Source organism: Oceaniglobus ichthyenteri, from assembly GCF_003057885.1.
Classification (GTDB): domain Bacteria; phylum Pseudomonadota; class Alphaproteobacteria; order Rhodobacterales; family Rhodobacteraceae; genus Oceaniglobus; species Oceaniglobus ichthyenteri.
This window is the reverse complement of sequence record NZ_QAGK01000003.1, coordinates 51,844-75,807: the sequence shown is the minus strand read 5'-3', so window position 1 is coordinate 75,807 and position 23,964 is coordinate 51,844. Positions and strand designations below refer to the sequence as shown.

Here is a 23,964-nt window from a genome sequence, read left to right as displayed (position 1 = left end):
CTGCCTCAATACCCCTGCCACTGCTGCAGGTAAATTGCCTTATCCCCTAGTCGTGCCATCTCACCTGACGTATGAAACCTGATAGCGCACAGGAGGGCACATTTTTTGACCATGCAAGATCCGATCCCCCCCGCCAATGACGAAGACGACGCCTATGCCTTGGACAGGCGTGCGGTCGCGGGCATTCTTGCGGCGGTCGAACAGGGTGACGCCCCTCGCCTGACCGAATTGATGGAGCCGCTGCACGCGGCCGACATCGCCGACCTTCTGGAACAGATCGACAGTTCCGACCGACACCGTCTGATCACGCTGTACGGCAAAGAGTTCGACGGCGAAATCCTGTCCGAACTTGATGAAAGCATCCGCGAAGAGGTGATCGCCGCGCTGTCGCCCCAGGTGTTGTCGGACGCGGTGCGCGAGCTTGAATCAGATGATGTGGTCGATCTGCTCGAAGATCTGGAAAAGCCGCAACAGGATGCCATCCTTGAGGTGCTTGAGGCCGCCGATCGTCTGGCGGTGGAACGCGCCCTGTCGTTTCCCGAATATTCTGCCGGGCGCCTCATGCAGCGCGAGGTCGTCATGGCGCCGCAACATTGGGACGTGGGCGATGCGATTGATTTCATGCGCAAAAGCGAAGACTTGCCAGATCAGTTCTATCATGTGATTCTGGTCGATCCACGGTTGCGCCCCGCCGGATATGTGACCTTGGGAAAACTCATGTCATCGCCGCGCACGATGAAACTGGCCGATATCACCGAACCCAGCTTTCGCATTTTCGAAGTGGACGAGGAAGAGGCCGACGTGGCCTATGCGTTCAACCAATACCACCTGATTTCCGCCCCCGTGGTCGATACCGATGGCCGCTTGGTGGGGGTGATCACCATCGACGATGCGATGATGGTGCTCGACGAAGAACACGACGAAGACTTGAAACGCCTCGGCGGTGTGGGCGATGAAAGCCTGGCCGACAGCACGATGTTGATCGTGCGCCGCCGCTTTCCCTGGCTTGCGGTCAATCTGGTGACGGCGATTCTCGCCTCACTGGTCATTGCCCAGTTCGAGGCGACACTGGCTGCCATCGTCGCTCTGGCGGTGCTGATGCCCATCGTTGCCTCCATGGGCGGCAATGCGGCAACCCAATCGATGACCGTGGCGGTACGCGCCCTGGCCACACGCGATCTGACATCGTCAAACGCGCTGCGCGTGCTGCGCCGCGAAATCGGCGCGGGGTTTGTGAACGGCTGTATTTTCGCGGTGATCATGGGCATCGTCGGCATTGTCTGGTTCGGCACGCCACTGTTGGGGGTCGTTCTGGGGGCGGCAATGGTGATCAACCTGGTGGTGGCGGGCCTGGCCGGTGTGGTCATTCCGATGACGTTGGAAAAGGCCGGCATTGACCCGGCGCTGGCCTCGGGCGCGTTTGTCACCACAGTGACCGATGTTGTCGGATTCTTTGCGTTTCTCGGGCTGGCGGCGATGGTGCTGATATGACCATCGCCGATGAAAAAGCCACTGCGCGCACCGCTGCCTTTGCCCGTCGCAAGACGGCATTCGACACTGCCATGCCGGGGGCGGGCGGGCTGCTCAGCTCGGTTCTGGCCGGGCATCGCGGCGTACCTGTGTCGGGTTTCCTACCCATTCGCACGGAAATCGATCCGACCCCGGCGATGGCCGAGGCGGCGGCCCATGGCCCCGTCGGTGTGCCGGTGATCATGGGCCGGGGACAGCCATTGCGCTTTGCGCTGTGGACACCCGATTGTGATCTGGTCCGGGGTCCGTTCGGGGCGATGGTTCCTGCCAAACCGGATTGGATGGTGCCGGAAATCCTGATCGTGCCCTTACTGGCCTTTACCCGCAACGGCGGGCGGCTGGGCTATGGCGGCGGCTATTACGACCGCACCCTCGAACAGCTACGCGCCACCGCGCCAACCCTGGCCATCGGTTTTGCCTTTTCCGCGCAAGAGGCCGACACCCTGCCGCTGGAGCCGACCGATCAACCACTGGACATGATCGTGACAGACCGGGCCGTGCTGACGCCCTAGCTTTTTCTTGCTATAAATATCCAAATTCCGCACGCAGCCCCAGGCAGCCACGCCAAAGGCGGCACGCCTTATCGGATATGCTGAAGCGTTGAAAACCCCTCAAAGGTTGGCGTGCCTTGGTGCAGTTTCTGCGCACTGCTGCCCGCGGATTTGTGCGAGGCGCGAAAGGCGTCACTGCGGGTCCAGGCGCGAAACGCTTCTTCATCGGCCCAGACGGTGTGCGAGGCATAAAGGATCGTGCCGTCGGTTTCGGGGCCTTTCAGCATGTGAAATTCAACAAACCCGTCCATTTCCTTCAGATGGCTGTCGCGGCCCAGCCACAGCGCCTCGAACGCTTCGGCATTTTCGGTGGGCACGGTAAAACGGTTCATGGCAAGATACATGGCGCGGCCTTTCGGGCTGTAATAACTGACAATTACACTCTGATATGACGCGGGGGCACAATTGCCAACCCCGGCTTGCCCTTAGGCCGGTTCCGCCTTACCCACCACCCCATGAGAATCTTATTTTTAGGCGATGTAATGGGGCGCGCCGGGCGTGCCGCGATAACCGGGCGTCTGGCCGGGCTGCGCGATGATTGGCGGTTGGATTTCGTCGTGGTCAACGGCGAAAACGCCACCAATGGCGCGGGCCTGTCGGCAGATCACGCCAAGGCGCTGTTGGAGGCCGGGGCAGATGTGATCACCCTGGGCGATCATGCCTTCGATCAAAAAGACATGCTGCGCTTTGTCGAGGACGAACCGCGCATTATCCGGCCGCTGAATTACTCAAAGGCGGCACCGGGGCGCGGCGCACGGGTGTTTTCCGCGCCGGGCGGGCGCAAGGTGTTGGTGGCCCAGGTGTTGGGCCAGGTATTCATGAAACGCCCGTTTGACGATCCGTTTTCCGCGATTGAGCCGGTGCTGAAGGCCGCGCCCCTGGGGGTGCAGGTGAACGCCGCGCTGGTCGATATGCATTGTGAGGCGACCAGTGAAAAAATGGCCATGGGCCATTGGTGCGATGGGCGGGCCAGCATTGTGGTGGGCACCCACACCCATGTGCCCACAGCCGATGCGATGATCCTGCCCCGTGGCACCGCCTATCAAAGCGATGCCGGGATGTGCGGCGATTACAATTCAGTGATCGGCATGGACAAGGCCGAGCCGTTAAACCGGTTCATCACCGGGATGAGCAAGGGGCGGTTCACCCCCGCCGCCGGCCCCGCCACCCTGTCGGGGTTGTTTGTGGAAACCGACGATGCCACAGGCCGCGCCTTGCGCGTTACGATGGTGCGTGAGGGCGGCGTTTTGCAAGGCAGCGCGCCCTGAAAACAGGCATCGGCGGTGTTTGGCCTGCTGTTTGCCCTGCACGGTTGGTTTTCCCTTCCCACCGCCAAAGGCGGCCTTGTGGTGGGCCACGAGCAAGCTAAGGTTTACAAACCGATTTGCCAAAGGGGCCAGGGATGGATCTGTTCAATTTCGATCCGACAACACAGGCGATTTTATGTTTCGTCATCCTGATCGGCATGCTGATCCTGTTTGCGCGCGAAACCTATCCCACCGAGGTGGTGGCGATTTCGGGCGCATCGGCAATGTTTGTTCTGGGCCTGTTGCCCTATGACGCGGCGATTGCGGTGTTTTCAAACTCGGCGCCGTGGACGATTGCGGCGATGTTTCTGGTCATGGGCGGGTTGGTGCGCACCGGGGCGTTGCAATGGCTGACCGAACGCGCCGATGCCCGCGCCGAAACACAGCCGGTTCTGACCGTGGTACTATCGCTGATCATCGTCGCCATCGGCAGCGCATTCATGAACAACACGCCCGTCGTGGTGGTGATGATTCCGGTGTTTGTGCAACTGGCCAAACGGATGGGGATTTCGCCCTCGAAACTTCTGATACCGCTCAGTTATGCCGCGATCCTGGGCGGCACGCTGACGCTGATCGGCACCTCGACCAACCTGTTGGTCGATGGGGTGGCGCGCCAAAATGGCATGGCGGCGTTTTCGATCTTTGAAATCGCCCCACTGGGGATGGTGCAGGTCTGTCTTGGGGGGCTGTATCTGGCGTTTGTGGGGCGGTTTTTATTGCCCGAACGCCAATCCATGGGCGGCATGATCAGTGACAAACGCAAGCTGAAATATTTCACCGAAGTCGCCCTGCCCCACGATTCCGATTTGATTGGTGATCATCCGCGCGATGTGGGCCTGTTTCAGCGCGAAGGTGTGCGGGTGATTGACGTGTTGCGCGGCGATGCCTCGCTGCGCCGCAATATGGACACCGTCGTGTTGCAGGCGGGTGACCGTGTCGTGCTGCGCACCGAAATGGCCGAGCTTCTGGGCCTGCAAAGCGATCCGAACCTGCGCCCGGTTGAAAAGCTCAGCTCGATCCAAACCGAAACCGTTGAAGTGTTAATCACCCCCGGCGCGCGGATGGTGGGGCGCAGTTTGGGGGCAATGCGGTTGCGCCGCCGTTATGGTGTTTACCCGCTGGCGGTGCATCGCCAGAACCAGAATATCGGGCGCAAACTGGATGATGTGGTGGTGCGGGTGGGCGATACACTGCTGATCGAAGGGGCCGGAGAAGATATCGAACGCATGGCCCAGGATATGAACCTGGTCAACGTCAACCGCCCCACGGTGCAGGCCTATCGCCGCTCCAAAGCGCCGATTGCCATTGGCGCGCTGGCCGCTGTCGTGATCCTGGCGGCATTCAACGTGGCGCCGATATTTGCCCTTGCGATGCTGGCGGTCACCGTGATCCTGCTGACCCGCAGCATCGACGCGGATGAGGCGTTTTCCTTTGTCGAGGGGCGATTGCTGGCACTGATCTTTGCAATGCTGGCGGTGGGCGCGGCGATGCAGGAATCGGGCGCGGTGGCCCTGTTGGTGGGGGTGTTGCAGCCATGGCTGACCGTGCTGCCGCCGACAATGGTGATTTTGTGCGTCTATCTGTTGGCCTCAACCCTGACCGAATTGGTCAGCAACAATGCGGTGGGGGTGATTTTAACCCCGATCGTGATCGAACTGGGCTTTGCCCTTGGGTTGGACCCACGGGGGTTGGTTGTGGCGGTGATGTTTGCCGCCAGTTCGGCGTTTTCCACGCCTATCGGGTATCAGACCAATATGTTGGTCTATGGTCCGGGTGGGTATAAATTTACCGATTTCATGCGGGTCGGGATTCCGCTGAACATTTTATTGGGGTTAAGTGCATGTGTGACGATACCTTTGATCTGGCCCCTCTGATGCGGCGTCTGGCAGGTTTGGTTCTGTTGGCGGGCTGTGCCGCCGCACCGATGGCGCCGCCCACCGCGCCCGAACCGCGACAGGCGATCATGTACCGCAACACCGTAACGGTGCAATTTTCCGACGGTGCGCTGTGTGTTGCAAAACGCCCTGGCACGGCGCGCGCCTGGGATGGCACACTGGCGGGCTGCCCGCATCTTTTGCCCTACCGCGTCACCCTGCCCGGCGGCGGATTGGCCCCGCGACAGGTTTTGGTGCGCCTGCCCGGTGGCGGCGTGCGGGTGATTGCCGTGGGCGATGCCGCTTTTGGCCTGCCCGGTGCCGGGTTGTGATGGCTTGAACGCCCCGCCCCTGTTGGGATAGACAGCACCAATTATATCCATTGCATTCGGAGCAGCCACCATGGCAGGCCATTCAAAATGGGCCAATATTCAGCATCGCAAAGGGCGCCAGGACGCCCAACGCTCAAAGCTGTTTTCAAAACTGGCCAAAGAAATCACCGTCGCGGCCAAGATGGGCGACCCCGACCCCGATAAAAACCCCCGCCTGCGCCTGGCCGTGAAAGAGGCAAAATCGGTTTCGGTGCCCAAAGACGTGATTCAACGCGCGATCACCAAGGCATCGGGCAGCGAATCGGAAAATTACGATGAAATCCGCTACGAGGGTTATGGCCCCAACGGCGTGGCGGTGATTGTCGAAACCATGACCGACAATCGCAATCGCACCGCATCAAACGTGCGCAGCACTTTTACCAAAAACGGCGGCAATCTGGGCGAAACCGGCAGTGTTTCGTTCATGTTCGACCACAAGGGCGAAATCGTGTACCCCCTTGAAACCGGCAGCGAAGACGACATCATGATGGCCGCGATCGAGGCGGGCGCCGAAGATGTAGAGCATGACGACGACGGCCACTATATCTATTGCGCCGATACCGATCTGAATGACGTTTCCAATGCGCTTGAGGCCACCTTGGGCGAATCAACCTCGACCAAACTGGTGTGGAAACCGCAAACCCGCACGGAATTGGGCCTGGAAGACGCACAAAAGCTGATGAAACTGATCGAAGCCTTGGAAGACGATGACGATGTGCAAAACGTCACCGCCAATTTCGACATTTCCGACGAGGTGGCAGCAGCCCTGTGAGCGATAAGCGCGCCTCCTCTATCCAAAGCACCGGTTTGTTGCGGTTTTGCGCGCTGGTGGGGTTTCTTGGCGCGCTGGGCCTGATCGGAACCATCCTGATCGCGCCGCTTTTCGTGCCCGATTACAACTGGATCGCCGACACGATCAGCGATCTGGGCGCAGGCGAGCATGAGATTATCGTCGATATCGGGCTTTATACCTATGCCGCCGCCCTGCTGTGTCTTTCGGTGGGGGCGGCGCATATGCATCCGGGCGGGCGCGGCTGGAGCATCGGCATCCTCACATTGTTGGTGCTGGCCGCGCTGATCATCGTTGTGGGGGCGCGCAACGAATATGGTGACAATGACAATGAAGGCGTCGTGATACATATCTATCTGGTTTACGGTCTGGGGGCCGGATTTGCGATTGCCCCCTTTGCCATGGCGCAGGGACCGATGCGGCGGGTGTTTTATGCCCTTGGCGCCCTGTGGATCATCACGGCACCTGTGTTCTTTTTCATGCCCGACGGGTGGGATGGCCTTTATGAACGGGGGCTTGGCCTGATCGCGCTAAGCTGGAGTTCGTGTCTGGCGTTGATGCTGTGGCGCGCAGGAGATGCCCGATGACCCCCGAAGATGTGACCGCCCTGTTTACCCGAAAATCCGGCGATTTCGCCTTTGCCCGCTGGGGCCGTCCGATTGTGCCGGTGGTGTTTGGCGTTGACGATGCCACCCTGCCGGTGATCAAGGGCGCGATTGAGGCTGTGGTGACCCTGGCCGGTCATAAAATGGCCGAAACCGACCCCGAATTGGGCGCCAACCTGATGGTGTTCTTCCTGCGCGACTGGGACGAATTGCGCGAAGTGCCAGGGTTAGAGCGGATGATCCCCGACCTGATGCCGCTTCTCGACCGGCTATCACAGGGCGAAGCCAATCAATACCGGATCTTCCGGTTCGACCCCGATGGCGGGATCAAGGCGGCGTTTGTATTCCTGCGCATGGATGCGCATTTGTCCGACATTCCGGCCGAAACACTGGCCCTGTCGCAAGCGGTGCAAGTGATTGTTTTATGGTCGGATCTTGCCTTTACCGACCGTTCGCCCCTGGCCACTGTTGCCGACGGGCAGACCATATTGCGCCCCGAAATCGGTCAGGTGATCCGCGCGGCGTACGACCCGATACTGCCCCCCGCCGCACAGGACAGCGCGTTTGGATTGCGCTTGTTTGCACGGTTGGGGCGCACGGATTGACAGGCGGCACTTTTTGCACACGCGGAGCCTCCGGCGGGGATATTTTAAGCAAGAAAAATCAAAGAGCTGGATTAACCAGCCACGCTGCGCAAGATCGCCAAGGCAGCGGCATGAATTTCACGGTTGGCAGCGGCCAGAACGCGCCCGCCCTGATGCACCGGCGCGCCTGTCCAATCGGTGACAATGCCGCCTGCCGCCTCGATCACTGCGATCGGGGCCTGAATATCATAACTGTGCAAACCCGCCTCGATTACCAGATCGATCTGCCCTGCCGCAAGCAGGGCATAGGCATAACAATCAACGCCATAGCGGGTCAGCCGTGCCTGTTGCGATACGGCGCGGAATGCCGCGCCTTCGATATCGCTCCCCACTTCGGGGAATGTGGTGAACAGGATCGCCTGATCCAACGGGCGCGGCGGACGGGTGGCCAAGGGCGCGCGGCCCATCGGCCCCTCGACCCACGCCTGACCAAAGCCGCCAAAGAAACGTTCGCCAATATAGGGTTGGTCGATCACGCCCAATTTCGGCCCGGTCTCATCCCCCACCGCAATCAAGACGCCCCAAGTGGGGGTGCCGGATAAAAATCCGCGGGTGCCATCAATCGGATCAAGCACCCAAACCAGCCCGGATGTGCCGGGTGTGGTGCCGAATTCTTCGCCGGTGATGCCATCCATCGGGCGCCGCCGGGCCAGAACCGCGCGCATCGCGGTTTCGGCCGCACGATCACCTTGGGTGACCGGGTCGAAGCCATTGGTGTCTTTATTGTCGGCGGCCAACCCCACCGCGCGAAAATACCGCAAGGTTTCGGGCCGGGCCGCGTCTGCCATTGCCATGGCGCAAGCCGTTAAATCAGATTGCAACTGGCTGTCTTTCATCGCCCATTCCCCTTTACCCACCCCACGTGGGTAGGTGTTGGGAACAGGCCGGTCAAGCCGCCCTTAGGCGACGTCACTCAGAACGCGGGCCAGTTCAAACAGACGGCGGCGCTGATTTTCGGGAATCGCATAATAGGAACGGACCAGTTCCAACGCTTCCTTGTCGGCCAAGATATCACCCTTGACAGTTCCGGGTGCGCGGGAATCGCCGCTTTCGATTTCGTCCATCCCCTCAAAGAAATAGGCGACAGGCACATCCAATGCACTTGCAATATCCCACAAACGCGATGCGCTGACCCGGTTCATGCCGGTTTCATATTTCTGGATCTGCTGGAACTTGATCCCAACATGTTGTGCCAGTTGTTGTTGGGTCATGCCCAGCATCCACCGGCGGTGACGAACGCGCTTACCTACATGCACATCTACAGGATGTTTCATACCATTACTCCTAATACCTACGCTTGCATGCCAATGAACTGCGTATGGGCGTTCAACTCAACCTGCCTTTTAGGACAGGTATGGAAGATAGGTATAAAAACCGTTTATCAACAGTATGTTAACTTTTGCTCCACCCTGGATTTTTACCAGTTAACTATTTGTTAACTCGCCTCTAGCGTGTTTTCCCTCAATAAATCGGGGAATTGTCGGCGCATCTGACGGCATCCTAGGGTTGATCCCACCTCGACCATAGCGCGTCAAACCCATAGCATGGACGCCCAGACAGGAGATTTTCAGATGCAAGCCTTGCAAGTTGTCAGTCACGAATCACCCCCCGCCCTGGTCGGCGTGCCCTGTCCGCGCCCCGGCCCCGGACAGGTGGCGGTTCGGATTGCCGCCTGTGGGTTGAACTTTGCCGATCTGCTGATGGCAAACGGCACCTATCAGGACACGCCCGCCCTGCCCTTTACCCTTGGCTTAGAGGTGGCCGGGACAGTGACAGCCCTTGGCGATGGTGTCACCGGCCTGACACGGGGCGCACGGGTGGCGGTGTTTGGCGGTCAGGGCGGGCTGGCACACCATGGCGTGTTTGCAGCCGAGCGATGTGTCACCCTGCCCGACGAGATGCCGTTTGAACACGGCGCCGCGTTTCAGGTTGCCTATGGCACGGCGCATGTGGGGTTGGCGCACAAGGCACGCCTGCGCCCAGGTGAAACCCTGTTGGTTCTGGGTGCGGCGGGCGGTGTCGGGCTGACGGCTGTGGAGATTGGCAAACTCATGGGCGCGCGCGTGATCGCCTGTGCCCGTGGCGCGGCCAAGTTGGACGTGGCGCGCAAGGCCGGGGCCGACCACCTGATCGACAGTGACGCCGGCGATCTGCGCCGCACACTCAAAGATCTTGGCGGCGTCGATGTGGTCTATGACCCGGTCGGGGGCGATTTGTTTCGCGCCGCCCTGCGCGCCTGCAACCCCGAAGCGCGAATCGTGCTCGTGGGCTTTGCCAGCGGCGATATACCCCAAGTGCCCGCCAACCATTTATTGGTGAAAAACATCACGCTGATGGGGTATTACTGGGGGGGCTATCTGGCCTTTAACCCTTCGGTTCTGACTGACAGTCTGCAAACGCTGTTCGCGTGGTACCGTGCGGGGCATCTGCACCCCCATATCAGCCACACCCTGCCCTTGGCCGAGGCGGCCACAGGGTTGGATCTGTTGCGAAATCGCGCCTCAACCGGCAAGGTTGTGATCACCATGGAATAAGGCGTCACAACAGGCGATATTGCTGGCGCAGCAATGCCGCCATGCCTTCGGCGACTTCGCCTTGGGCCAATTCCCCGGCATACAGGTTGATCTTTTGCCGTTTGAGATCGGGCAGACCACTGTTGTGGGGGATCTGCTCCATGAATTGTGGCGCGGTGCCTTCGATCATTGCGGTAACGCCCAGATCGGCGCTGACTGTGGCTTCGATCGCCGGATCTGAGTCAGATTCCACGCTCATTTCCCAATCGATCCCCGCCTCATCCAAGGCCCGCTGCGCCCCGGCACGAAAAATACAGTTCGAACAGAATGCCAATCGCAAAGGGCGCGCCCGCCACGCCGATCCACCCGGCGCGCCAAACCACACCAGAGGCAGTTCAACCAGAGTTTCGCCGCCGGTTTCGACCCCGTCTTCGGTGGTAAGGATGAAATCACATTCGCCCCGCGCAAACATCTGTTTCAAACGCCGGGTGTGCGATGATTTCAACTGCACCCGCACCCTTGGAAAATCTACGGCAAAGCGTTGCAAAACCGGCGGAATCGCCGGGTGCACGATATCATGGGGCAGACCAACGATGATTTCCCCCTCATACGAGGTGCCGGTCATGCGCGCGATCACCTCATCATTCAGGTCCAGCATCCGGCGGGCATAAGACAGCAATTGTTCCCCCGCCGACGTCAGGGCAACACTGCGCGCTGACCGGTCAATCAGGCTGATTCCCATGTTTTCTTCCAACCGCTTAAGCTGCATCGATACGGCCGACTGGGTCAGGTTCAAAAACCCGCTGGCCTTGGTCACGCCCCCGGTTTCGGCCACAGCCACGAATGACCGCAGGGCGGTCATGTCGAGATTTCGGGGCATATCACAATCCTTGATATCAGAAGTAAAAAACATTCGTTTTCAATATTGAACACAAGCCGCCATATACATCAACAGAAATGATATCGAACACGCAGTTGTTCACAAAACAGAAAGAAACCCGACATGACCAGCCTTACCCCAACCGCCGAGTGTTGCACGGCGCAGCCTAAAACGCGCCCTGGCCTGTTCGCGCAGATTTCCGCGATGATCGCGGCACGTCGGCAACGGGCGCAATTGCGTGAGTTGGACGATGCGATTCTGTATGATCTGGGCCTGAGCCGTGCTGAAATCGAGGCGGAATCGCGCCGCGCGCTTTGGGATGTGCCTGCAAACTGGCGCCGCTGATCCGGGTTTTGACAAATTGTTCACCAAACCCGACAGAAACGGTGCAAATCCGACACTTACGTTCTTGAATTTACGGCCGCCCCTGCCGATATTAGACCCAAGGGCGGCCTGTTCAATCTGAGCCGCCTCAAGAGCTATATCCATCAGGAGGCGATCCATGGCTGAATATCAAACGATCCGCGCCAAAACCGGCGCCCGCTCGGTCGAGATCGACCAGGGGCTGAAGGCGCACATGAACAAGGTTTACGGCACGATGTCGGTCGGTCTGTTGTTGACCGCTGGCGTTTCCTGGGCCGTGGGCACCAATGACGCGATGGTTGCCGCCGTGTTCGGCACGCCGCTGCGTTGGCTGGTGATGTTTGCCCCGCTGATCATGGTGTTCGCGTTTGGCGCGCTGATCAACAAAATGTCGGCGGCCGGTGCGCAACTGTTCTTTTACGCCTTTTCGGCGCTGATGGGCCTTTCGATCAGCTATATCTTTGCGGCCTATACCAGCCTGTCGATTGCACAGGTGTTTCTGGTCACGTCGATCTCGTTCGCCGGTCTGTCACTGTGGGGCTATACCACAAAGAAAGACATCTCGGCTTGGGGGTCGTTCCTGATCATGGGTGTGATCGGTTTGATCGTGGCGTCGATCGTTAACATTTTCCTCGGCTCGCCCGCGATCATGTTTGCGATTTCGGTGATTGGTGTACTGATCTTTGCCGGTCTTACGGCCTATGACACCCAGCGGATCAAGACAGATTATATCGCCCATGCACAGGCGATGGATCAGGAATGGTTGGGCAAATCCGCGATCATGGGCGCGCTGAGCCTGTATCTGAACTTTATCAACATGTTCATGATGCTGCTGTCACTTTTTGGCAACCGCGAGTAACGAAACCTTTCGTTCCACAATTGCAAAAGCCTGCCAGGGATACCCCTTGGCAGGCTTTTTTGCGGGCCTACGGAACATCCTGTGTGGTCAGGCCAACCCACTTTTTGGCAGGGCAGTGCAGATCAGAACGTCACAGGCCGCGTCGCGCAAAAGACGGCGCGACACACTGCCGATAAAGGCACGGTGAATCAGGCTGGCACGCCCGGGGCCAAGGGCAATCAGATCCACGCCCGGGTTGCGGCACAACCGCGCCAGAACGGTGTCTGGCGCCCCTGTCACCGCCTGCGATGTGGCACGGGGGCCGATGGTTTCGGTCAGGCTGTGCAGATGGTCCTTGGCGATCCGGGTCAAATTGCGCCGATGCGCGATCAGGCCGGATTGGCGGGTTCCAACGCGCAACATCGCCTCTTCCAATTGCGGCGCGATGCGCACCACCTGAACCAGATGCAATTTGGCGTCGGGCAACAGATTGGCCACATATCCCAGCGCGTTTTGCGCATCATCATTGCCGTTGGTGGCCACGATCACCCGCGCATAGGGCGCGCCAACCATCTGTTTTACAACAAGAACCGGCGCCAACCCGGCGGCAATCACCCGTTCGGTGGTCGACCCGAGAATCCGCTGTGAGATTTTGGTCTTTTGATGGGCGCGCATTACAATTAGATCGGGGGCGATATGTTCGCAGATCTCAATCAGACGCAGGGCGTGCGCCCCAGCCTCAATATGAATTTCGATCCTGTCGGGCGCGACGTCGAGTTCGGCCAACGCCGCCTTGATCGTATCGCGCGCCGCGATTTCGGCTTGGCCAAACAGGGTGCCGACATCGCCGGGAAACGCGCTGCTTTCGGGCAGATCAAGAATATGAACGACGTGCAACCGCGCCCCATGGGCCACCGACAGCGCGACAGCCCGCGCCAGAACGGCGGTATCTTGTGGGAACTGCCCCACAGCGGCAAGGATGGTTGAGGCTGGCACGGCGGTATCCCTTGCGAGTGATCATCTGATTGTCTGCCCGGACCATCGCATGTTCGGCTGCGCCAGCCAATACGGCACGACGCACGTTCTCATCGCCAAAGCGCCCCACCCGACGCATTGAAATTCTGCAATTCCAACAGCGTCAGGTAAGACGGTGCGCGCGCCCTGCGGCAACAGCGCCGGTCAGGCCGCCAGTTTCAGGCTGCTTTGCTCTTCCCGCACGCTGTTGTGGTTTGCGTGATTGCGCACAAGATGCATATCGCGGTGCGCGGGGCGGTCGACGATGTCGGTAATCTCGTACCGGTTTACGCCGATATCTTTCAGCATGTGATCATCCATCGCGCGCAAGGCCGCGATCGTCTTGTGGCGTTTCCAGCGCTGGTTGGCCAACCACATGGCACGTTGCAACAACCCAGGCTTGGCAACCGCAGTGTCGCCATGCATGGCCCTATCGCGGCGAAGTTCGGCCAGAAGAAGCCGACGAGTGAAAAACGGATGCATATCATCCTCCAGTTGAAAAAGGATCAAAACCATGACGTCAGAATGCCGCCTGCCACAGCGCCGGTTGCGAAAATTTGCAATATGAAATGTGGCACAGGCCCCTTCGCCATCTCGACAGATCACAAAGATCTGCAAAACCCCCGAGGCGAGAGGCGGCACAGCGCGCCCGCCCCGCCCGGGGCTAACGAAGGGTTTGGGTTTTTCCCGCGGTGTGCAGGGCCCTCTTATGATAACTGGAAGGTTTCATGATCGTCATATGGGGTCGGTGCCGCGGCCTTTCAATCGCGCCACGATCCGGGGGCGCGGTATTGGCGAAAGCTTTTCGATGGTGGGCCAATTAAGTCACATTATCAGTTATTTTTGACGTTTTCCGCGGTCGATTGCCGCCCGACATCAAATTTTTACCTGCTGAGATGCGGCATCACGCCCGCGCCAAAACGGGCGTTTCCATCGGGTAGTTCGGGCACCATGATGTTAAATCCATCTGCCGCGCCACCAGACACCCAGGACTGCATCACCTGGGCTACATCGGCCCCCGTTCCCACCACCAACAGATGCCCCCGCCCGGCGGCAAAGCGTGCTGCCAACTGGCGCAGGGTCAGGCCGCCTTGCCGCGCCTCGGCCAACAAAAGCCGCGCACGCGAATTGCTGAACCGATTGTCGGTCAGATCGTCGGGGCCAATCGGGACTGGTTGATCCGGGTCAAGCCCGGCCAGCGGCGCACCGATGAACCGTTCCAGTTTGGTAAGGACATGATCCAACCCGATCCGCGCGCTCAGGTTTTGCAGCTCTGCCTCGGCCTGCACGCGCGTTGCGCCCACGAACGGCACCAACCCCGGCAGCACCTTGACCGTGTCAGGATCGCGCCCTGCCTGTGCGGCATGATTGCGAACACTCTGGCGAAACGCCCGCGCGTCCGCCAGATTGGATTGCACGGTAAACACCTGATCGGCATGGCGCGCGGCAAACGCCATGCCTTCGGGCGATGACCCCGCCTGGGCCAAGAGCGGCCAATCATAGGGCGCGGGTGACAGATTTACGGCGCCGCCCACCGCACCGTATCGGCCCGTGTGCCCTACGTCTTTTGGCGCGTGGCTTAAATATCGTCCGGTGGATGTGTCGGCGATCCGGCTTACACCCTTCCACCCCGACCACAGGGCCTTGACCGCCTGAACCACATCTTCGGCGCGGGCATAGCGTTCGGCGGTGGGGGGCATTTCGGGCCAGCCGAAATTTGCCGCCTCTTGCGGATAGGACGAGGTGACAATGTTCCATCCGGCCCGCCCACCGCTGAGGTGGTGCAACGACAGGATGCGCCGCGCCAGATGCCAGGGATGATTGAAACTGGTGCTGGCCGTGCCGGTCAGGGTCAACTGCTCGGTCACCGCCGCCAAAGCGGCCAGCACCAGAAACGGGTCCAATGCCTCGGACGGGTGATGTTCGGGGCGATCCTGCAGGCACAGGATATCGCCCAGAAACAACCCATCAAACCCCGCCGCCTCGGCCCCCTTGGCGCAGGCCACCCAATGGGCCAACTCCAATGGCGCGGTGGCCTGTACCCCCGGGCCGCGCCACGCCGCCTCGTGGCTGCCGTGGCCAAAAACAACGGCATTCAGGATCATTGGGTCAGCCAGTCCTGATTGTACCACCCTGAAACATCGCCCGGCCAGTTCAGGGTCGTGCCGCCCGCGTCTTTCAACACGCCGCTGTCAAACAGAAATTGCGCCATGGCGGCAAACCGGTCGGCATCAATCCCGCCCACGGGCCGATCACCATCGCGCAAATACCCACCTTGGGCAATCGCCTGCATTGATCCTTGCACCAACGCGGGATTCGGGAAATCGCCCGCCGCGATCAGCAATTGCGCCGCGGCATCCGGGTTATCGGCGGCCCAGGTGTATCCGGCCTGTGTGGCGCGCATGAACCGGGCCACCAGATCGGGATCATCGGCCAAGGTGGCCATTTGGGTGCCGATATAGCCGTTTTGCTGATCGGGAATGCCGTAATCGGCATAGGTAAACGATGATTGTTCGCGGCCCAACAGCGTGCCATTCACCCCTTCCCAGGTTGCGACCTCAAGGGTGAAATCCACAGCACCCGTCGCCAATGCCTCATAGGCGCCGGTGCCAAGGGTGACCGTATCCCACACCGGATCGCCGCCATCGTTTTCGATCATCGTGCCGATCAACGCCGCCTCCCAGGCGCTGCCGAATCCGGCATAGGTTTTGCCCGACAGATCGGCGGGGCGGGTGATTTCGGTATTGTTGGTGTTATACACCAATCGCCCCGCTTCATGCTGCATCGTGGCCCACAGCGCCACCAGATCGGCACCCGCCGCCTTGGCGCTGAGAAATCCAAGCGAGGTGAGATAGGCAAAATCGGTCACCCCAGCCGCCAAAAGAGCGGCCGAATTGGTATCGGAATAGGGCAGAAGTTCAACGTTCAGCCCCTCATCGGCGAAAAACCCTTTGTCGCGCGCCACAACCAGACCGATGTGGTTGGTGTTCAATGTCCAATCCAGCGCGATGGTTACATCGGCATCCTGGGATTGGGCGGCAAAAGGGGCCAAAAGACAGGCGGCCAGAAACAGGTTCTTGATCATGGGGATGTGTCCTTTAACAGATGGAATTTCAGGGTTTCGCGCAGATCGGCCAGCGCCGCCTCGCTGCGCGCGGGGCGTGGGGTTGTGACGGGGATATCGGCAATGATCCGGCCCGGCCCGCCCGCCATCACCAGAATGCGGTCGGCCAGGCACGTTGCCTCGTGCAGATCATGGGTGACCAGCAAAACACCGCGCGGGCGGTCGGCGAGGCGGGCCAACAGCCAATCCTGCATCCGCATGTGCGTGACAGCGTCCAGCGCCGAAAACGGTTCGTCCAACAGAACAAACCGGCTGTCTTGCACAATGGTGCGCAGGAACGCGGCGCGCTGGCGCATTCCGCCTGACAATTGCGCCGGAAACAGCGCCTCGCACCCCGAAAGGCCAAAGGGCGCAAACAATGGCGCCACCTTTGCCCGGGCCGCGCGGCGCGACAGGCCCGACATCTCCAGCCCAAGAATCGCGTTTTCCATGATCGTCAGCCAAGGAAACAAGGCATCGCTTTGCGGCTGATAACTGAGTGCGGGATGGGGCGGGGTGATGGCCTGACCATCAAGCATGATCTGCCCGCGCGCGACCAGTCCTGCCGGCAAAATCCCCGACAGCCATTTCAAAACCGATGTTTTGCCACAACCCGACGCCCCGATCAGCGCGGTGATCCCGGTGCCGGGCAAACACAGCGACAGATCGCGCACCAGATCGCGCCCCGGCGCCGCAATGGTCAGACCGCGAATTTCAAGCATCCCGGCGCACCTCTGGCCCTTTGGCGGTCAGCCGGTCAAAAAGGCGGATCGCGCCCAGCAACGTCAGGGTCAACAGCGCCGATATCACCACCGCCGCCAACACCAGATCGGCGCGAAAATTATTCTTGGCCGACAGGATATAAATGCCCAATCCGCGCCGCGCCCCGGCATATTCGGCAAAAATGGTCGCCACGATGGCATAGGTCGCCGATATCCGCAGCCCCGCCAAAAACGCCGCCCGCGCCGACGGCACCGTGGCGCGCCAGAAAATCGCCCAGCGCCCGGCGCCCATCGACGCCAGCAAATCAACAAAAGCGCCCGGCGTTTGGCGATACGCCGACAACAGGCTCAGCAGCATTGGGAAAAACGTCACCAGAATGACCAACAGCACCTTGGGCAGCAATCCAAACCCGAACCACAGGATCATCAACGGTGCCAGCGCGATCAAAGGCACCGTCTGACTGACCACAAACAGCGGCATCAATCCGCGCTGCGCCCAAGGCGTGAAATACAACGCCACCGAGGTGAGACAGGCGAAACTGACCGACAGGGCAAAGCCGATGCTGGCCACAGTCAGGGTCGCCACCCCATGTGGGATTATTGCATCGCGGTGCGCCACCAGCGCCCGGATCACCCCCGATGGCGGCGGCAAAACCATCGGCGATACCCCCATCAGATGGCAATATCCCTCCCACGCGGCCAAAAGCAGCGCAGCAATGATCAGCGTTGGCAAAATACGCGCCAGCATCAAAATACCCCTTGGGTAAACGTGGGGGTTTAGCGCGCGGTGGGGCTGTTGGCCGAGGCGGTCAGATCAATCGTCACATGACCTTGGGCTGGGCCAAAGCGCAGAAACGCCTGGCGCACCGTTTCAAACACCGCCCCCGCATCGCCGTGCAACCGGGTACAGAAGTTTTTCGATTTCAAAAACGTGCCCGAGTCTTTCAGAAACTCGATACAGCCATAGATTTCGTCCATGTGCCGATCCTGGCCCATGACATACAGCGAAAACTGCACGTCGATCTCGACCCCCAGAACCGGCGCGGCCCGCACCGCCTCTGCGGCTTGCTGCTGACGTTGGGCCAAGGGCGTGTCTTGCGCCGTGGCCAAAACATCACAGCGGCAGTTGGGGTCATCGGGTTCACCCGGGCAGCCGCGCGAAAACGTGACATGCATCGCCACATGGGCCGGATCGCGCGCGGCCTCGGCAAACAAATCGCGGATTGCGCCGAACAGGGGTTCGGGCGCGCCCACCATCAGGGTTGAAACATCATCGGTTTCGATGCGCAACTGATCGCGGTAGGGGTCAATCCCCTTGAGCCCTGAAAGAATGACCCGGACAAAATCCGACACCATCGGATAAAGAGACACTTGTGCGCCAATGAACATATTTTTCCCTCGCTCCGCCGGCATTATCCGGATCAGCTGTGAAGAGTTCGCGCATCTTGCGCATCTCAGCCCCGCTCGGGGCACCCCTGGTTGAATTTGGCCACATACTGGCCAAGATCCCCGTGGTGTCAAGCATCTTATCCGCGCCTTTCACGATTGCGGCGCGACAGACATCCGCCCCCTTGCCGCGCTGCCGGTTCTTGTCCACTGTCGCGGTTTTACTGCAAATCGCCCGGATCATCATGGCCCACGCATCCCCCCCCCACCGCCCGGTTGCCGCCGGGATCGACCTTGGCGGCACCAAGATCGAGGCGACGTTGTTTGGGGCCGATCTTTTGGCGATCACAGCGCGGCGCACGCCAACACCTAACGCGTCCTACGGCGCACTTCTGGCTGCCCTCGAACACGAGGTGCAGTGGCTGCGCCGCCAGGCGGGGTGCGAAGATTTGCCAGTGGGTATCGGAATGCCCGGGCTGGTCGATGCGCAAACCGGCGTGACCTTTGCCGCCAACCTGTCGGCCAATGGGCAAAGGTTATCGCCCGATCTGCGCGACCGCGTGGGCGGTACGGTTGTGGCCGCCAATGACAGTCAGTGTTTCACCCTGTCGGAATCCTGTGGCGGCGCGGCGCGCAATCACCGGCGGGTGTTTGGCCTGGCCTTGGGCACCGGGGTGGGGGGCGGCCTGTGCCAGGATGGCCGCCTTGTGCCGGGGTTGAACGGAATGGCGGGGGAAATTGGCCATTACGGCATTTCTGCGCTGCTGGCCCGCACCCATGATTTGCCGTTATTGACATGCGGCTGTGGGCGGGTTGGCTGTTATGAAACCCTGATTTCCGGCACCGGCATGGCCAACCTGGCCACGGCGCTGATTGGCGCGCCACGCACCGCGCGCAGTATCGGGGCGCATCTGGATGATCCCGGCAATCAACGGGTGATGGCGGTGTGGGCCGATCTGGCGGGCGAACTGCTGCATACAATCATGTTGCATGTTGATCCCGATTGCATCGTGCTGGGCGGTGGCCTGTCGAATATTCCCGACCTTGATACATATCTTGCCGCTGCGGTAGACCGCGCCGCCCTGCCCCGCGCGCGGCGACCCGAAATTTTGAAACCCGCCTTTGGTGACAGCAGCGGGTGCCGGGGTGCCGCACTGTTGGCGCGCGATCTTCACAACAGGATGTAGGGCCGCAAGCGAAGAAACCGTTGCGCCCCCGTGTTGCCTTCGCCGCCCATTCGCCCGATGATATGCACTGCACACGCCGCCCCTTTTGCGATGGATTACCAATGACACGACTGACCATTCAGCGGCGCGCACCTCCCAAAGGACGCGACTGATGCAATGGATTCTGCCGCGCGCGGTGTATGATGGCGAAACCTTTCTGAGCGACGTGGCGGTTGCGTTTGAAAACGATATCCTGGTCGCGCGCCGCCACATATCGGCCCTGCCCGCCGAAGTTGCCCCCAAACCGGTGCCTGAAATTCTGTCACCCGGGCTGTTTGACGTTCAGGTGAACGGCGGCGGCGGGGTGATGTTGAACAACGATCCCACGCCCCAAGGGGTGCGCGCCATTGCCGCCGCCCACCGCTCGGTCGGGACCGCGTTCGTACTGCCCACGGTGATCACCGACCACCCCGATGTTACCGAACGCGCCGCCGATGCGGTGTTGGCCGAACACGGACGCGGCGGCGTTCTGGGTATTCACATCGAAGGCCCGCACATCAATGTGGCGCGCAAAGGCACCCACGATCCGGCCCGCATTCGCCCGTTCGATGCGCAGACCCGCGCACTGCTGGCGCGGTTGCGCGAACATGATCTGCCGGTGCTGTTCACCGTCGCGCCCGAAACACTGCCCCCCGGCACCATCGCCGATCTGACCCGGATGGGCGTGACCGTGGCCGCAGGGCACACCACCGCCACAGCGCTGCAAGGCGAACAGGCCCTTGCCGAAGGATTGCGGGGGTTCACCCATCTGTTCAACGCGATGCCGCCGATGACATCGCGCGCCCCCGGTATTGCGGGCGTGGCGATCAACAGCACCGCCTATTGCGGCATCATTGCCGATGGTCATCATGTGGATGATCGCATGGTCGCGCTGGCGTTTCGCGCCCGCCCCTGTGCGGGGCGCATGGTGTTGGTATCTGATGCGATGTCCACCATTGCCGGGCCGGACCGGTTTGAACTTTACGGTGAAACCATTCGCGTGGAAAATGGCAAACTGGTCAATGCCAATGGCGCGCTTGCGGGCGCGCATATCGATCTGAAAACTTCGGTCGCGCGGCTGGTGGCCGATGTGGGGATTTCCCCGGTTGAGGCCCTGCGCGCCGCCACGGTCACACCGCGTGATTTGATGAAACTCCCGCGACAACCGCTGCTGGGCAGCCATCGCGACACATTGTATTTTGGCAAATTGCAGAGGCACGGCGCCTGAGCATCCCGATCATCAGGTCGTGATTGACGATTTTTCCGTTACACCCACACGCGCCAGTTCGCGGGCATGAAACGCCTGATCGCTTTCCCCCGGGTCCGGCCCCCGACCCAAAGCGCGCGCCAGATCGAAAAATCCGCGCCCCGGCAGGGCGGCAGGCCCCCGGCCCACGGCGCGGGCGGCGATGAATGGGCGATTGGCGGCGGCATCCTCTTGCATTGTGGTTTCCAACGCGCGGGTGATCCGCCCCACCGATCCGGGCGCCCAATACCCAAGCGCGCGGGCCAGCGCGCCATATGTGATATGGGGCTTTTCGCCGGGCATGACATCAAGATGGGCGCGCACCTGTGTGGCAAGGTTGGATTTCAACCGGGGCGCCGCCCCACCCACGCGGGGCGGTGGAATTTCGCGCGCGGTGCCATCGGTAAAAACCTCGGCCGCCCAAGCCCGCGTCGCGCTGCGCAGGATGATTTGCGATGTGCCGGCCTTCGCCCCGGTGCCGATTTCAGTGGTCGCCACCACCTCACCGCTTTGCAACCCCTTGCTCAGGGCATCGGTGCTGATCCCCAGACGCGGCGCAAGGTAGTCAGGATCGACCCTGATTTCATCACCTTGCCAGCTTATAACCTGGGGCGGAACCGGCCGGTTGAACACGGCCGAAGGCCCGCCATCGCGGGTATAAAACGGGTTGCTGCCTTCGGCGTGATCGGTGACATCGACGATTTCGCGGATTTCGGGCAGGGCCGCGCGCAACATACGCTCAACCCCTTCGCGCAGGGTGGCCGCCGACGCGGCACAGCCCTGACATCCGCCCGACATCCGCAGAAAAACCACACCGCCCGCCACACGCTCGGCCCCGATATGGCCACCATGGGCGGCGACCGACGGGTTGACCTGCCGGTCCAACAGGGCCTCGACCGCTTGCAAAAGGGCGGTGTCGGCATCCACATCATGGGCGCCAAGCGGCGTATCGGTTTCTTCCAGCACCTGTCGGATTGCGGCGGCAATCGCGGGTTTCAGCGTGCTCCAATCCGCTGTTTCAGCTTTGCGCACCCAGATCGTGGCGCCCGATGCCTCGATATGCTGAACGCCCTCAATGCCGAACATTGCGCGTGACAGGGGCGCGCCGTCGTCGGCCCCGTCAAAGCGCGCGGTGCGGCCCGGCTGAATCGGCGCGTCCAGAACAAACCCCATCACATGGGCATCACTGGCCGAATTTTGCGCCCGGATCCGCCGTTGCGCGGGTTGGTCAGACATCTTCAACCTCCGCGCCCTGCAGTCCGTGCAATTGCGTGAACGTGTAAATGCCGGTGTCATGGCCATCGCTGAACGACAGGCCCAGCGCATAGTTTCCAACGCTCCAGATCCGGGTGATCGCAATATCCAGCGGCACGATTTCGGGATCAAGCAATCGCTTGCCCGTCACCTCATCCCGGCAACTGGCACAGCGGCAGGCAATGCGCAGATCGCGCGGTGACAGACGTTGTTCGCGCCCATCCCCCCACCCCAGAATCAGGCCTGCCGCGTCACTTTCCAGCGTGATCAGGCGGTCTGGCCCGGCCCCGGTGGCGGGAACCGATGCAGGCTTGCCCGTGCCATCGGCCAAGGTCCAGGCGAATGGCGTGACCAATCCGCCGGTGGGGCCGGTATCGCCCATAAGGGATGCGGCGATCTGGCGATAGGCCAGGGCCGCCGGACTGTTTGGCGCGGCCTTGACCAGAGGCGCGCCATCATCGCCCGAATCCACCACCGCCGGATCAAGAGGCACCTTGCCCAAAAACGCCACGCCCAGTTCTTTGGCAATCGCCTCGCCGCCGCCATCGTGAAAGATATGGGTGACCGTCTGACAGGTCGGGCAGGTAAAGCCGCTCATGTTTTCGATCACGCCAAGGATCGGCACCTTGACCTGTTCCATCATCCGCAATCCACGGCGCGCAATCTTCAGGCTGACATCCTGGGGCGTGCTGACCACCACCGCGCCCGACAAGGGGAACGCCTGTGCCAGCGTCAGTTGAATATCGCCCGTCCCCGGCGGCAGATCCAGCAACAGCACATCAAGCGGCCCCCAATCGACCTGGCGCACGAACATTTGCAGATATTTCGTAACCATTGGCCCGCGCAGGATGGCCGGCGCGTCATCATTGCTGAGCATCGCCATCGAAATCACCTTCACCCCATGCCCCTGGGCGGGCGTCACCATGCCATTGGGCGCCATTTGCGGTTTTGCCTGGGTTTCAATGCCCAACATCCCCGGAATTGACGGGCCGTAGATATCGGCATCGACAATGCCAACACGCAACCCCGCCTCGGCCATGGCGACGGCGATATTGGCGGTGACGGTGGATTTGCCAACGCCGCCCTTGCCGCTGCTGATGGCAATCATTCGCGGCGCGGCGGCTGTATCAGTCTGTGTCATGGGTCTGTCCTTGTGAATGCTGGCCACGAAAGCTGGCGCAAAGTTTGTTGATATCACCCGCCCCAAGGGCCGCCGCCATGCAGCCGCAAAATCCGTGATCGCCGCTGGGGGTAAAGTGACTGCAATCGGCACAGGTGCCGAAGGCCGGTATGTTTTTCAGCTCTGCCAATGATGTAGACAGGCGCGACAGCGTTGCAAGGAATGCCTCGCGCTCTGACCGCTCCAGCCGCGCCAAAAGCCCGTTCAAATCGCCAAGGGGATCGTTGCACAACACAGCATCCCCTTGTTTCGTCAGGTCAAACCTGACGCTGCGCCCGTCTGTGGCGGATTTGAAGCGCGCCAAAAGGCCGCGCTTTTCCAGCGATTTGATGATTTGTGATGCCGTGCCCCGGGTCGTTGCCTGAAACCCCGCAAAGGCCGACGGGGTGCGCGTGCTGGGATTGGCGCGGGCGAAAAACCGCAAACAGGCCCATTGCGCCCCGGTCAGATCGGCCTGCCCGGTATCGGCGCGCGAGGCGCGGCCGATATGAACAAGAAGTTCGGCAATCCGGTCGATGGAACAGGGTGGGTGTTGCATGAACAATTGATAGCGAATCGAAACTATCTTGGCAAGGTGGCGCGCGCCCT

Annotated in this window: 27 protein-coding genes and 1 riboswitch; of the genes, 13 read left to right on the top strand and 14 right to left on the bottom strand. The window is 60.9% G+C overall.

The genetic code is table 11. From position 1 onward, the window contains the following. Positions 1–111: 111 nt before the first annotated feature. On the top strand, positions 112–1,491 hold the full coding sequence (gene mgtE / locus C8265_RS05815) for a magnesium transporter (protein ID WP_108483069.1): 1,380 nt from the start codon (positions 112–114) through the stop codon (positions 1,489–1,491). After that, positions 1,488–2,042, top strand: coding sequence for a 5-formyltetrahydrofolate cyclo-ligase (locus tag C8265_RS05810; RefSeq protein WP_108483068.1), 555 nt, complete (start codon positions 1,488–1,490; stop codon positions 2,040–2,042). Before mgtE ends, C8265_RS05810 begins: the two co-directional genes overlap by 4 nt. A 68-nt stretch (positions 2,043–2,110) precedes the next feature. Here C8265_RS05810 and hmuQ read toward each other — a convergent pair whose 3' ends face one another. Further along, a complete protein-coding gene (gene hmuQ / locus C8265_RS05805) occupies positions 2,111–2,425 on the bottom strand; it encodes a heme-degrading protein HmuQ (RefSeq protein WP_108483067.1) in 315 nt (104 codons plus the stop codon). Between the two features lie 111 nt (positions 2,426–2,536). On the opposite strand from hmuQ, the gene C8265_RS05800 reads away from it, so the two are divergent. From C8265_RS05800 to C8265_RS05775, 6 genes are all read left to right on the top strand, one after another. Continuing rightward, positions 2,537–3,349, top strand: coding sequence for a TIGR00282 family metallophosphoesterase (locus C8265_RS05800; protein WP_108483066.1), 813 nt, complete (start codon positions 2,537–2,539; stop codon positions 3,347–3,349). Positions 3,350–3,483: 134 nt separating this feature from the next. After that, positions 3,484–5,262, top strand: coding sequence for an SLC13 family permease (locus C8265_RS05795; protein WP_108483065.1), 1,779 nt, complete (start codon positions 3,484–3,486; stop codon positions 5,260–5,262). Beyond that, positions 5,229–5,594 (top strand): hypothetical protein, encoded by a 366-nt coding sequence (locus tag C8265_RS05790; protein WP_108483064.1) that lies wholly within the window; start codon positions 5,229–5,231, stop codon positions 5,592–5,594. Before C8265_RS05795 ends, C8265_RS05790 begins: the two co-directional genes overlap by 34 nt. A gap of 70 nt (positions 5,595–5,664) precedes the next feature. Continuing rightward, positions 5,665–6,405 carry a YebC/PmpR family DNA-binding transcriptional regulator gene (locus C8265_RS05785; RefSeq protein WP_108483063.1) on the top strand — a complete coding sequence of 247 codons (741 nt, stop codon included), beginning with the start codon at positions 5,665–5,667 and terminating at the stop codon, positions 6,403–6,405. Continuing rightward, entirely contained in the window at positions 6,402–7,010 is a 609-nt protein-coding gene (locus C8265_RS05780) for a DUF998 domain-containing protein (protein WP_108483062.1), read from the top strand. Before C8265_RS05785 ends, C8265_RS05780 begins: the two co-directional genes overlap by 4 nt. Further along, the gene (locus C8265_RS05775; protein ID WP_108483061.1) at positions 7,007–7,633 is read left to right on the top strand and encodes a hypothetical protein; all 627 of its coding nucleotides are present in this window, start codon (positions 7,007–7,009) and stop codon (positions 7,631–7,633) included. Before C8265_RS05780 ends, C8265_RS05775 begins: the two co-directional genes overlap by 4 nt. A gap of 71 nt (positions 7,634–7,704) precedes the next feature. On the opposite strand, the gene C8265_RS05770 is transcribed toward C8265_RS05775, so the two are convergent. Together C8265_RS05770 and C8265_RS05765 are read right to left on the bottom strand one after the other, a co-directional pair. Then, positions 7,705–8,508, bottom strand: a complete 804-nt coding sequence (locus C8265_RS05770; protein WP_108483060.1) for an inositol monophosphatase family protein — start codon at positions 8,506–8,508, stop codon at positions 7,705–7,707. Positions 8,509–8,571: 63 nt separating this feature from the next. Beyond that, the gene (locus C8265_RS05765; RefSeq protein WP_108483059.1) at positions 8,572–8,946 is read right to left on the bottom strand and encodes a helix-turn-helix domain-containing protein; all 375 of its coding nucleotides are present in this window, start codon (positions 8,944–8,946) and stop codon (positions 8,572–8,574) included. A 297-nt stretch (positions 8,947–9,243) separates the two neighbouring features. Here C8265_RS05765 and C8265_RS05760 point away from each other — a divergent pair, with 297 nt between their 5' ends. After that, positions 9,244–10,206, top strand: a complete 963-nt coding sequence (locus C8265_RS05760) for an NADPH:quinone oxidoreductase family protein (protein ID WP_108483325.1) — start codon at positions 9,244–9,246, stop codon at positions 10,204–10,206. Positions 10,207–10,210: 4 nt separating this feature from the next. Here the strand turns inward: C8265_RS05760 and C8265_RS05755 are convergent, their stop codons facing one another. Further along, positions 10,211–11,065, bottom strand: a complete 855-nt coding sequence (locus tag C8265_RS05755; protein ID WP_108483324.1) for a LysR family transcriptional regulator — start codon at positions 11,063–11,065, stop codon at positions 10,211–10,213. A gap of 123 nt (positions 11,066–11,188) precedes the next feature. Here C8265_RS05755 and C8265_RS19640 point away from each other — a divergent pair, with 123 nt between their 5' ends. Both C8265_RS19640 and C8265_RS05745 read left to right on the top strand, forming a co-directional pair. Continuing rightward, entirely contained in the window at positions 11,189–11,410 is a 222-nt protein-coding gene (locus tag C8265_RS19640) for a DUF1127 domain-containing protein (RefSeq protein WP_206050280.1), read from the top strand. Positions 11,411–11,567: 157 nt separating this feature from the next. Further along, entirely contained in the window at positions 11,568–12,287 is a 720-nt protein-coding gene (locus C8265_RS05745) for a Bax inhibitor-1/YccA family protein (protein ID WP_108483058.1), read from the top strand. Positions 12,288–12,374: 87 nt separating this feature from the next. Here C8265_RS05745 and C8265_RS05740 read toward each other — a convergent pair whose 3' ends face one another. The 7 genes from C8265_RS05740 to C8265_RS05710 all read right to left on the bottom strand — a co-directional run bounded on the left by C8265_RS05740 (position 12,375) and on the right by C8265_RS05710 (position 18,494). Beyond that, the gene (locus C8265_RS05740; protein ID WP_108483057.1) at positions 12,375–13,262 is read right to left on the bottom strand and encodes a universal stress protein; all 888 of its coding nucleotides are present in this window, start codon (positions 13,260–13,262) and stop codon (positions 12,375–12,377) included. 183 nt (positions 13,263–13,445) lie between these two features. Continuing rightward, entirely contained in the window at positions 13,446–13,796 is a 351-nt protein-coding gene (locus C8265_RS05735; RefSeq protein ID WP_126623146.1) for a DUF1127 domain-containing protein, read from the bottom strand. A gap of 368 nt (positions 13,797–14,164) precedes the next feature. Then, positions 14,165–15,385, bottom strand: a complete 1,221-nt coding sequence (locus C8265_RS05730; RefSeq protein ID WP_108483055.1) for an NtaA/DmoA family FMN-dependent monooxygenase — start codon at positions 15,383–15,385, stop codon at positions 14,165–14,167. Further along, positions 15,382–16,365, bottom strand: a complete 984-nt coding sequence (locus C8265_RS05725) for an ABC transporter substrate-binding protein (protein ID WP_108483054.1) — start codon at positions 16,363–16,365, stop codon at positions 15,382–15,384. Before C8265_RS05725 ends, C8265_RS05730 begins: the two co-directional genes overlap by 4 nt. Continuing rightward, on the bottom strand, positions 16,362–17,105 hold the full coding sequence (locus tag C8265_RS05720) for an ABC transporter ATP-binding protein (RefSeq protein ID WP_108483053.1): 744 nt from the start codon (positions 17,103–17,105) through the stop codon (positions 16,362–16,364). The genes C8265_RS05725 and C8265_RS05720 overlap by 4 nt, the downstream gene beginning before the upstream one ends. Further along, the gene (locus tag C8265_RS05715; protein ID WP_108483052.1) at positions 17,098–17,853 is read right to left on the bottom strand and encodes an ABC transporter permease; all 756 of its coding nucleotides are present in this window, start codon (positions 17,851–17,853) and stop codon (positions 17,098–17,100) included. The genes C8265_RS05720 and C8265_RS05715 overlap by 8 nt, the downstream gene beginning before the upstream one ends. Positions 17,854–17,882: 29 nt before the next feature. Beyond that, positions 17,883–18,494, bottom strand: a complete 612-nt coding sequence (locus tag C8265_RS05710; protein ID WP_108483051.1) for a YkoF family thiamine/hydroxymethylpyrimidine-binding protein — start codon at positions 18,492–18,494, stop codon at positions 17,883–17,885. Continuing rightward, positions 18,487–18,592: riboswitch (TPP riboswitch) on the bottom strand. (Overlaps the previous gene by 8 nt.) A gap of 27 nt (positions 18,593–18,619) precedes the next feature. Here C8265_RS05710 and C8265_RS05705 point away from each other — a divergent pair. Both C8265_RS05705 and C8265_RS05700 read left to right on the top strand, forming a co-directional pair. Beyond that, positions 18,620–19,678 carry an ROK family protein gene (locus tag C8265_RS05705; protein WP_164512279.1) on the top strand — a complete coding sequence of 353 codons (1,059 nt, stop codon included), beginning with the start codon at positions 18,620–18,622 and terminating at the stop codon, positions 19,676–19,678. A 151-nt stretch (positions 19,679–19,829) separates the two neighbouring features. After that, a complete protein-coding gene (locus tag C8265_RS05700; RefSeq protein WP_108483050.1) occupies positions 19,830–20,924 on the top strand; it encodes an N-acetylglucosamine-6-phosphate deacetylase in 1,095 nt (364 codons plus the stop codon). Between the two features lie 12 nt (positions 20,925–20,936). On the opposite strand, the gene C8265_RS05695 is transcribed toward C8265_RS05700, so the two are convergent. From C8265_RS05695 to C8265_RS05685, 3 genes are read right to left on the bottom strand one after another with little or no spacing between them, the layout of a single operon-like run. Further along, complete coding sequence (locus tag C8265_RS05695; protein ID WP_108483049.1) at positions 20,937–22,178, bottom strand: NifU family protein; 1,242 nt, start codon at positions 22,176–22,178, stop codon at positions 20,937–20,939. Then, positions 22,171–23,337, bottom strand: a complete 1,167-nt coding sequence (locus tag C8265_RS19885) for a P-loop NTPase (protein WP_108483048.1) — start codon at positions 23,335–23,337, stop codon at positions 22,171–22,173. Before C8265_RS19885 ends, C8265_RS05695 begins: the two co-directional genes overlap by 8 nt. Beyond that, complete coding sequence (locus C8265_RS05685; RefSeq protein ID WP_108483321.1) at positions 23,324–23,914, bottom strand: MarR family winged helix-turn-helix transcriptional regulator; 591 nt, start codon at positions 23,912–23,914, stop codon at positions 23,324–23,326. Before C8265_RS05685 ends, C8265_RS19885 begins: the two co-directional genes overlap by 14 nt. Positions 23,915–23,964: the final 50 nt, after the last annotated feature.

What these genes read in the sequence shown, in the direction of transcription:
- C8265_RS05785 (WP_108483063.1), top strand. Translation starts at nt 5,665, where the DNA reads ATGGCAGGCCATTCAAAATGGGCCAATATTCAGCATCGCAAAGGGCGC.
- C8265_RS05725 (WP_108483054.1), bottom strand. Translation starts at nt 16,365, where the DNA reads ATGATCAAGAACCTGTTTCTGGCCGCCTGTCTTTTGGCCCCTTTTGCC.
- C8265_RS05770 (WP_108483060.1), bottom strand. Translation starts at nt 8,508, where the DNA reads ATGAAAGACAGCCAGTTGCAATCTGATTTAACGGCTTGCGCCATGGCA.
- C8265_RS05735 (WP_126623146.1), bottom strand. Translation starts at nt 13,796, where the DNA reads ATGGTTTTGATCCTTTTTCAACTGGAGGATGATATGCATCCGTTTTTC.
- C8265_RS05810 (WP_108483068.1), top strand. Translation starts at nt 1,488, where the DNA reads ATGACCATCGCCGATGAAAAAGCCACTGCGCGCACCGCTGCCTTTGCC.
- C8265_RS19640 (WP_206050280.1), top strand. Translation starts at nt 11,189, where the DNA reads ATGACCAGCCTTACCCCAACCGCCGAGTGTTGCACGGCGCAGCCTAAA.
- C8265_RS05730 (WP_108483055.1), bottom strand. Translation starts at nt 15,385, where the DNA reads ATGATCCTGAATGCCGTTGTTTTTGGCCACGGCAGCCACGAGGCGGCG.
- hmuQ (WP_108483067.1), bottom strand. Translation starts at nt 2,425, where the DNA reads ATGTATCTTGCCATGAACCGTTTTACCGTGCCCACCGAAAATGCCGAA.
- C8265_RS05755 (WP_108483324.1), bottom strand. Translation starts at nt 11,065, where the DNA reads ATGCCCCGAAATCTCGACATGACCGCCCTGCGGTCATTCGTGGCTGTG.
- C8265_RS05775 (WP_108483061.1), top strand. Translation starts at nt 7,007, where the DNA reads ATGACCCCCGAAGATGTGACCGCCCTGTTTACCCGAAAATCCGGCGAT.
- C8265_RS19885 (WP_108483048.1), bottom strand. Translation starts at nt 23,337, where the DNA reads ATGACACAGACTGATACAGCCGCCGCGCCGCGAATGATTGCCATCAGC.
- C8265_RS05790 (WP_108483064.1), top strand. Translation starts at nt 5,229, where the DNA reads ATGTGTGACGATACCTTTGATCTGGCCCCTCTGATGCGGCGTCTGGCA.
- C8265_RS05760 (WP_108483325.1), top strand. Translation starts at nt 9,244, where the DNA reads ATGCAAGCCTTGCAAGTTGTCAGTCACGAATCACCCCCCGCCCTGGTC.
- C8265_RS05765 (WP_108483059.1), bottom strand. Translation starts at nt 8,946, where the DNA reads ATGAAACATCCTGTAGATGTGCATGTAGGTAAGCGCGTTCGTCACCGC.
- C8265_RS05800 (WP_108483066.1), top strand. Translation starts at nt 2,537, where the DNA reads ATGAGAATCTTATTTTTAGGCGATGTAATGGGGCGCGCCGGGCGTGCC.
- C8265_RS05795 (WP_108483065.1), top strand. Translation starts at nt 3,484, where the DNA reads ATGGATCTGTTCAATTTCGATCCGACAACACAGGCGATTTTATGTTTC.
- C8265_RS05700 (WP_108483050.1), top strand. Translation starts at nt 19,830, where the DNA reads ATGCAATGGATTCTGCCGCGCGCGGTGTATGATGGCGAAACCTTTCTG.
- C8265_RS05685 (WP_108483321.1), bottom strand. Translation starts at nt 23,914, where the DNA reads ATGCAACACCCACCCTGTTCCATCGACCGGATTGCCGAACTTCTTGTT.
- C8265_RS05720 (WP_108483053.1), bottom strand. Translation starts at nt 17,105, where the DNA reads ATGCTTGAAATTCGCGGTCTGACCATTGCGGCGCCGGGGCGCGATCTG.
- C8265_RS05715 (WP_108483052.1), bottom strand. Translation starts at nt 17,853, where the DNA reads ATGCTGGCGCGTATTTTGCCAACGCTGATCATTGCTGCGCTGCTTTTG.
- C8265_RS05710 (WP_108483051.1), bottom strand. Translation starts at nt 18,494, where the DNA reads ATGTTCATTGGCGCACAAGTGTCTCTTTATCCGATGGTGTCGGATTTT.
- C8265_RS05745 (WP_108483058.1), top strand. Translation starts at nt 11,568, where the DNA reads ATGGCTGAATATCAAACGATCCGCGCCAAAACCGGCGCCCGCTCGGTC.
- mgtE (WP_108483069.1), top strand. Translation starts at nt 112, where the DNA reads ATGCAAGATCCGATCCCCCCCGCCAATGACGAAGACGACGCCTATGCC.
- C8265_RS05695 (WP_108483049.1), bottom strand. Translation starts at nt 22,178, where the DNA reads ATGTCTGACCAACCCGCGCAACGGCGGATCCGGGCGCAAAATTCGGCC.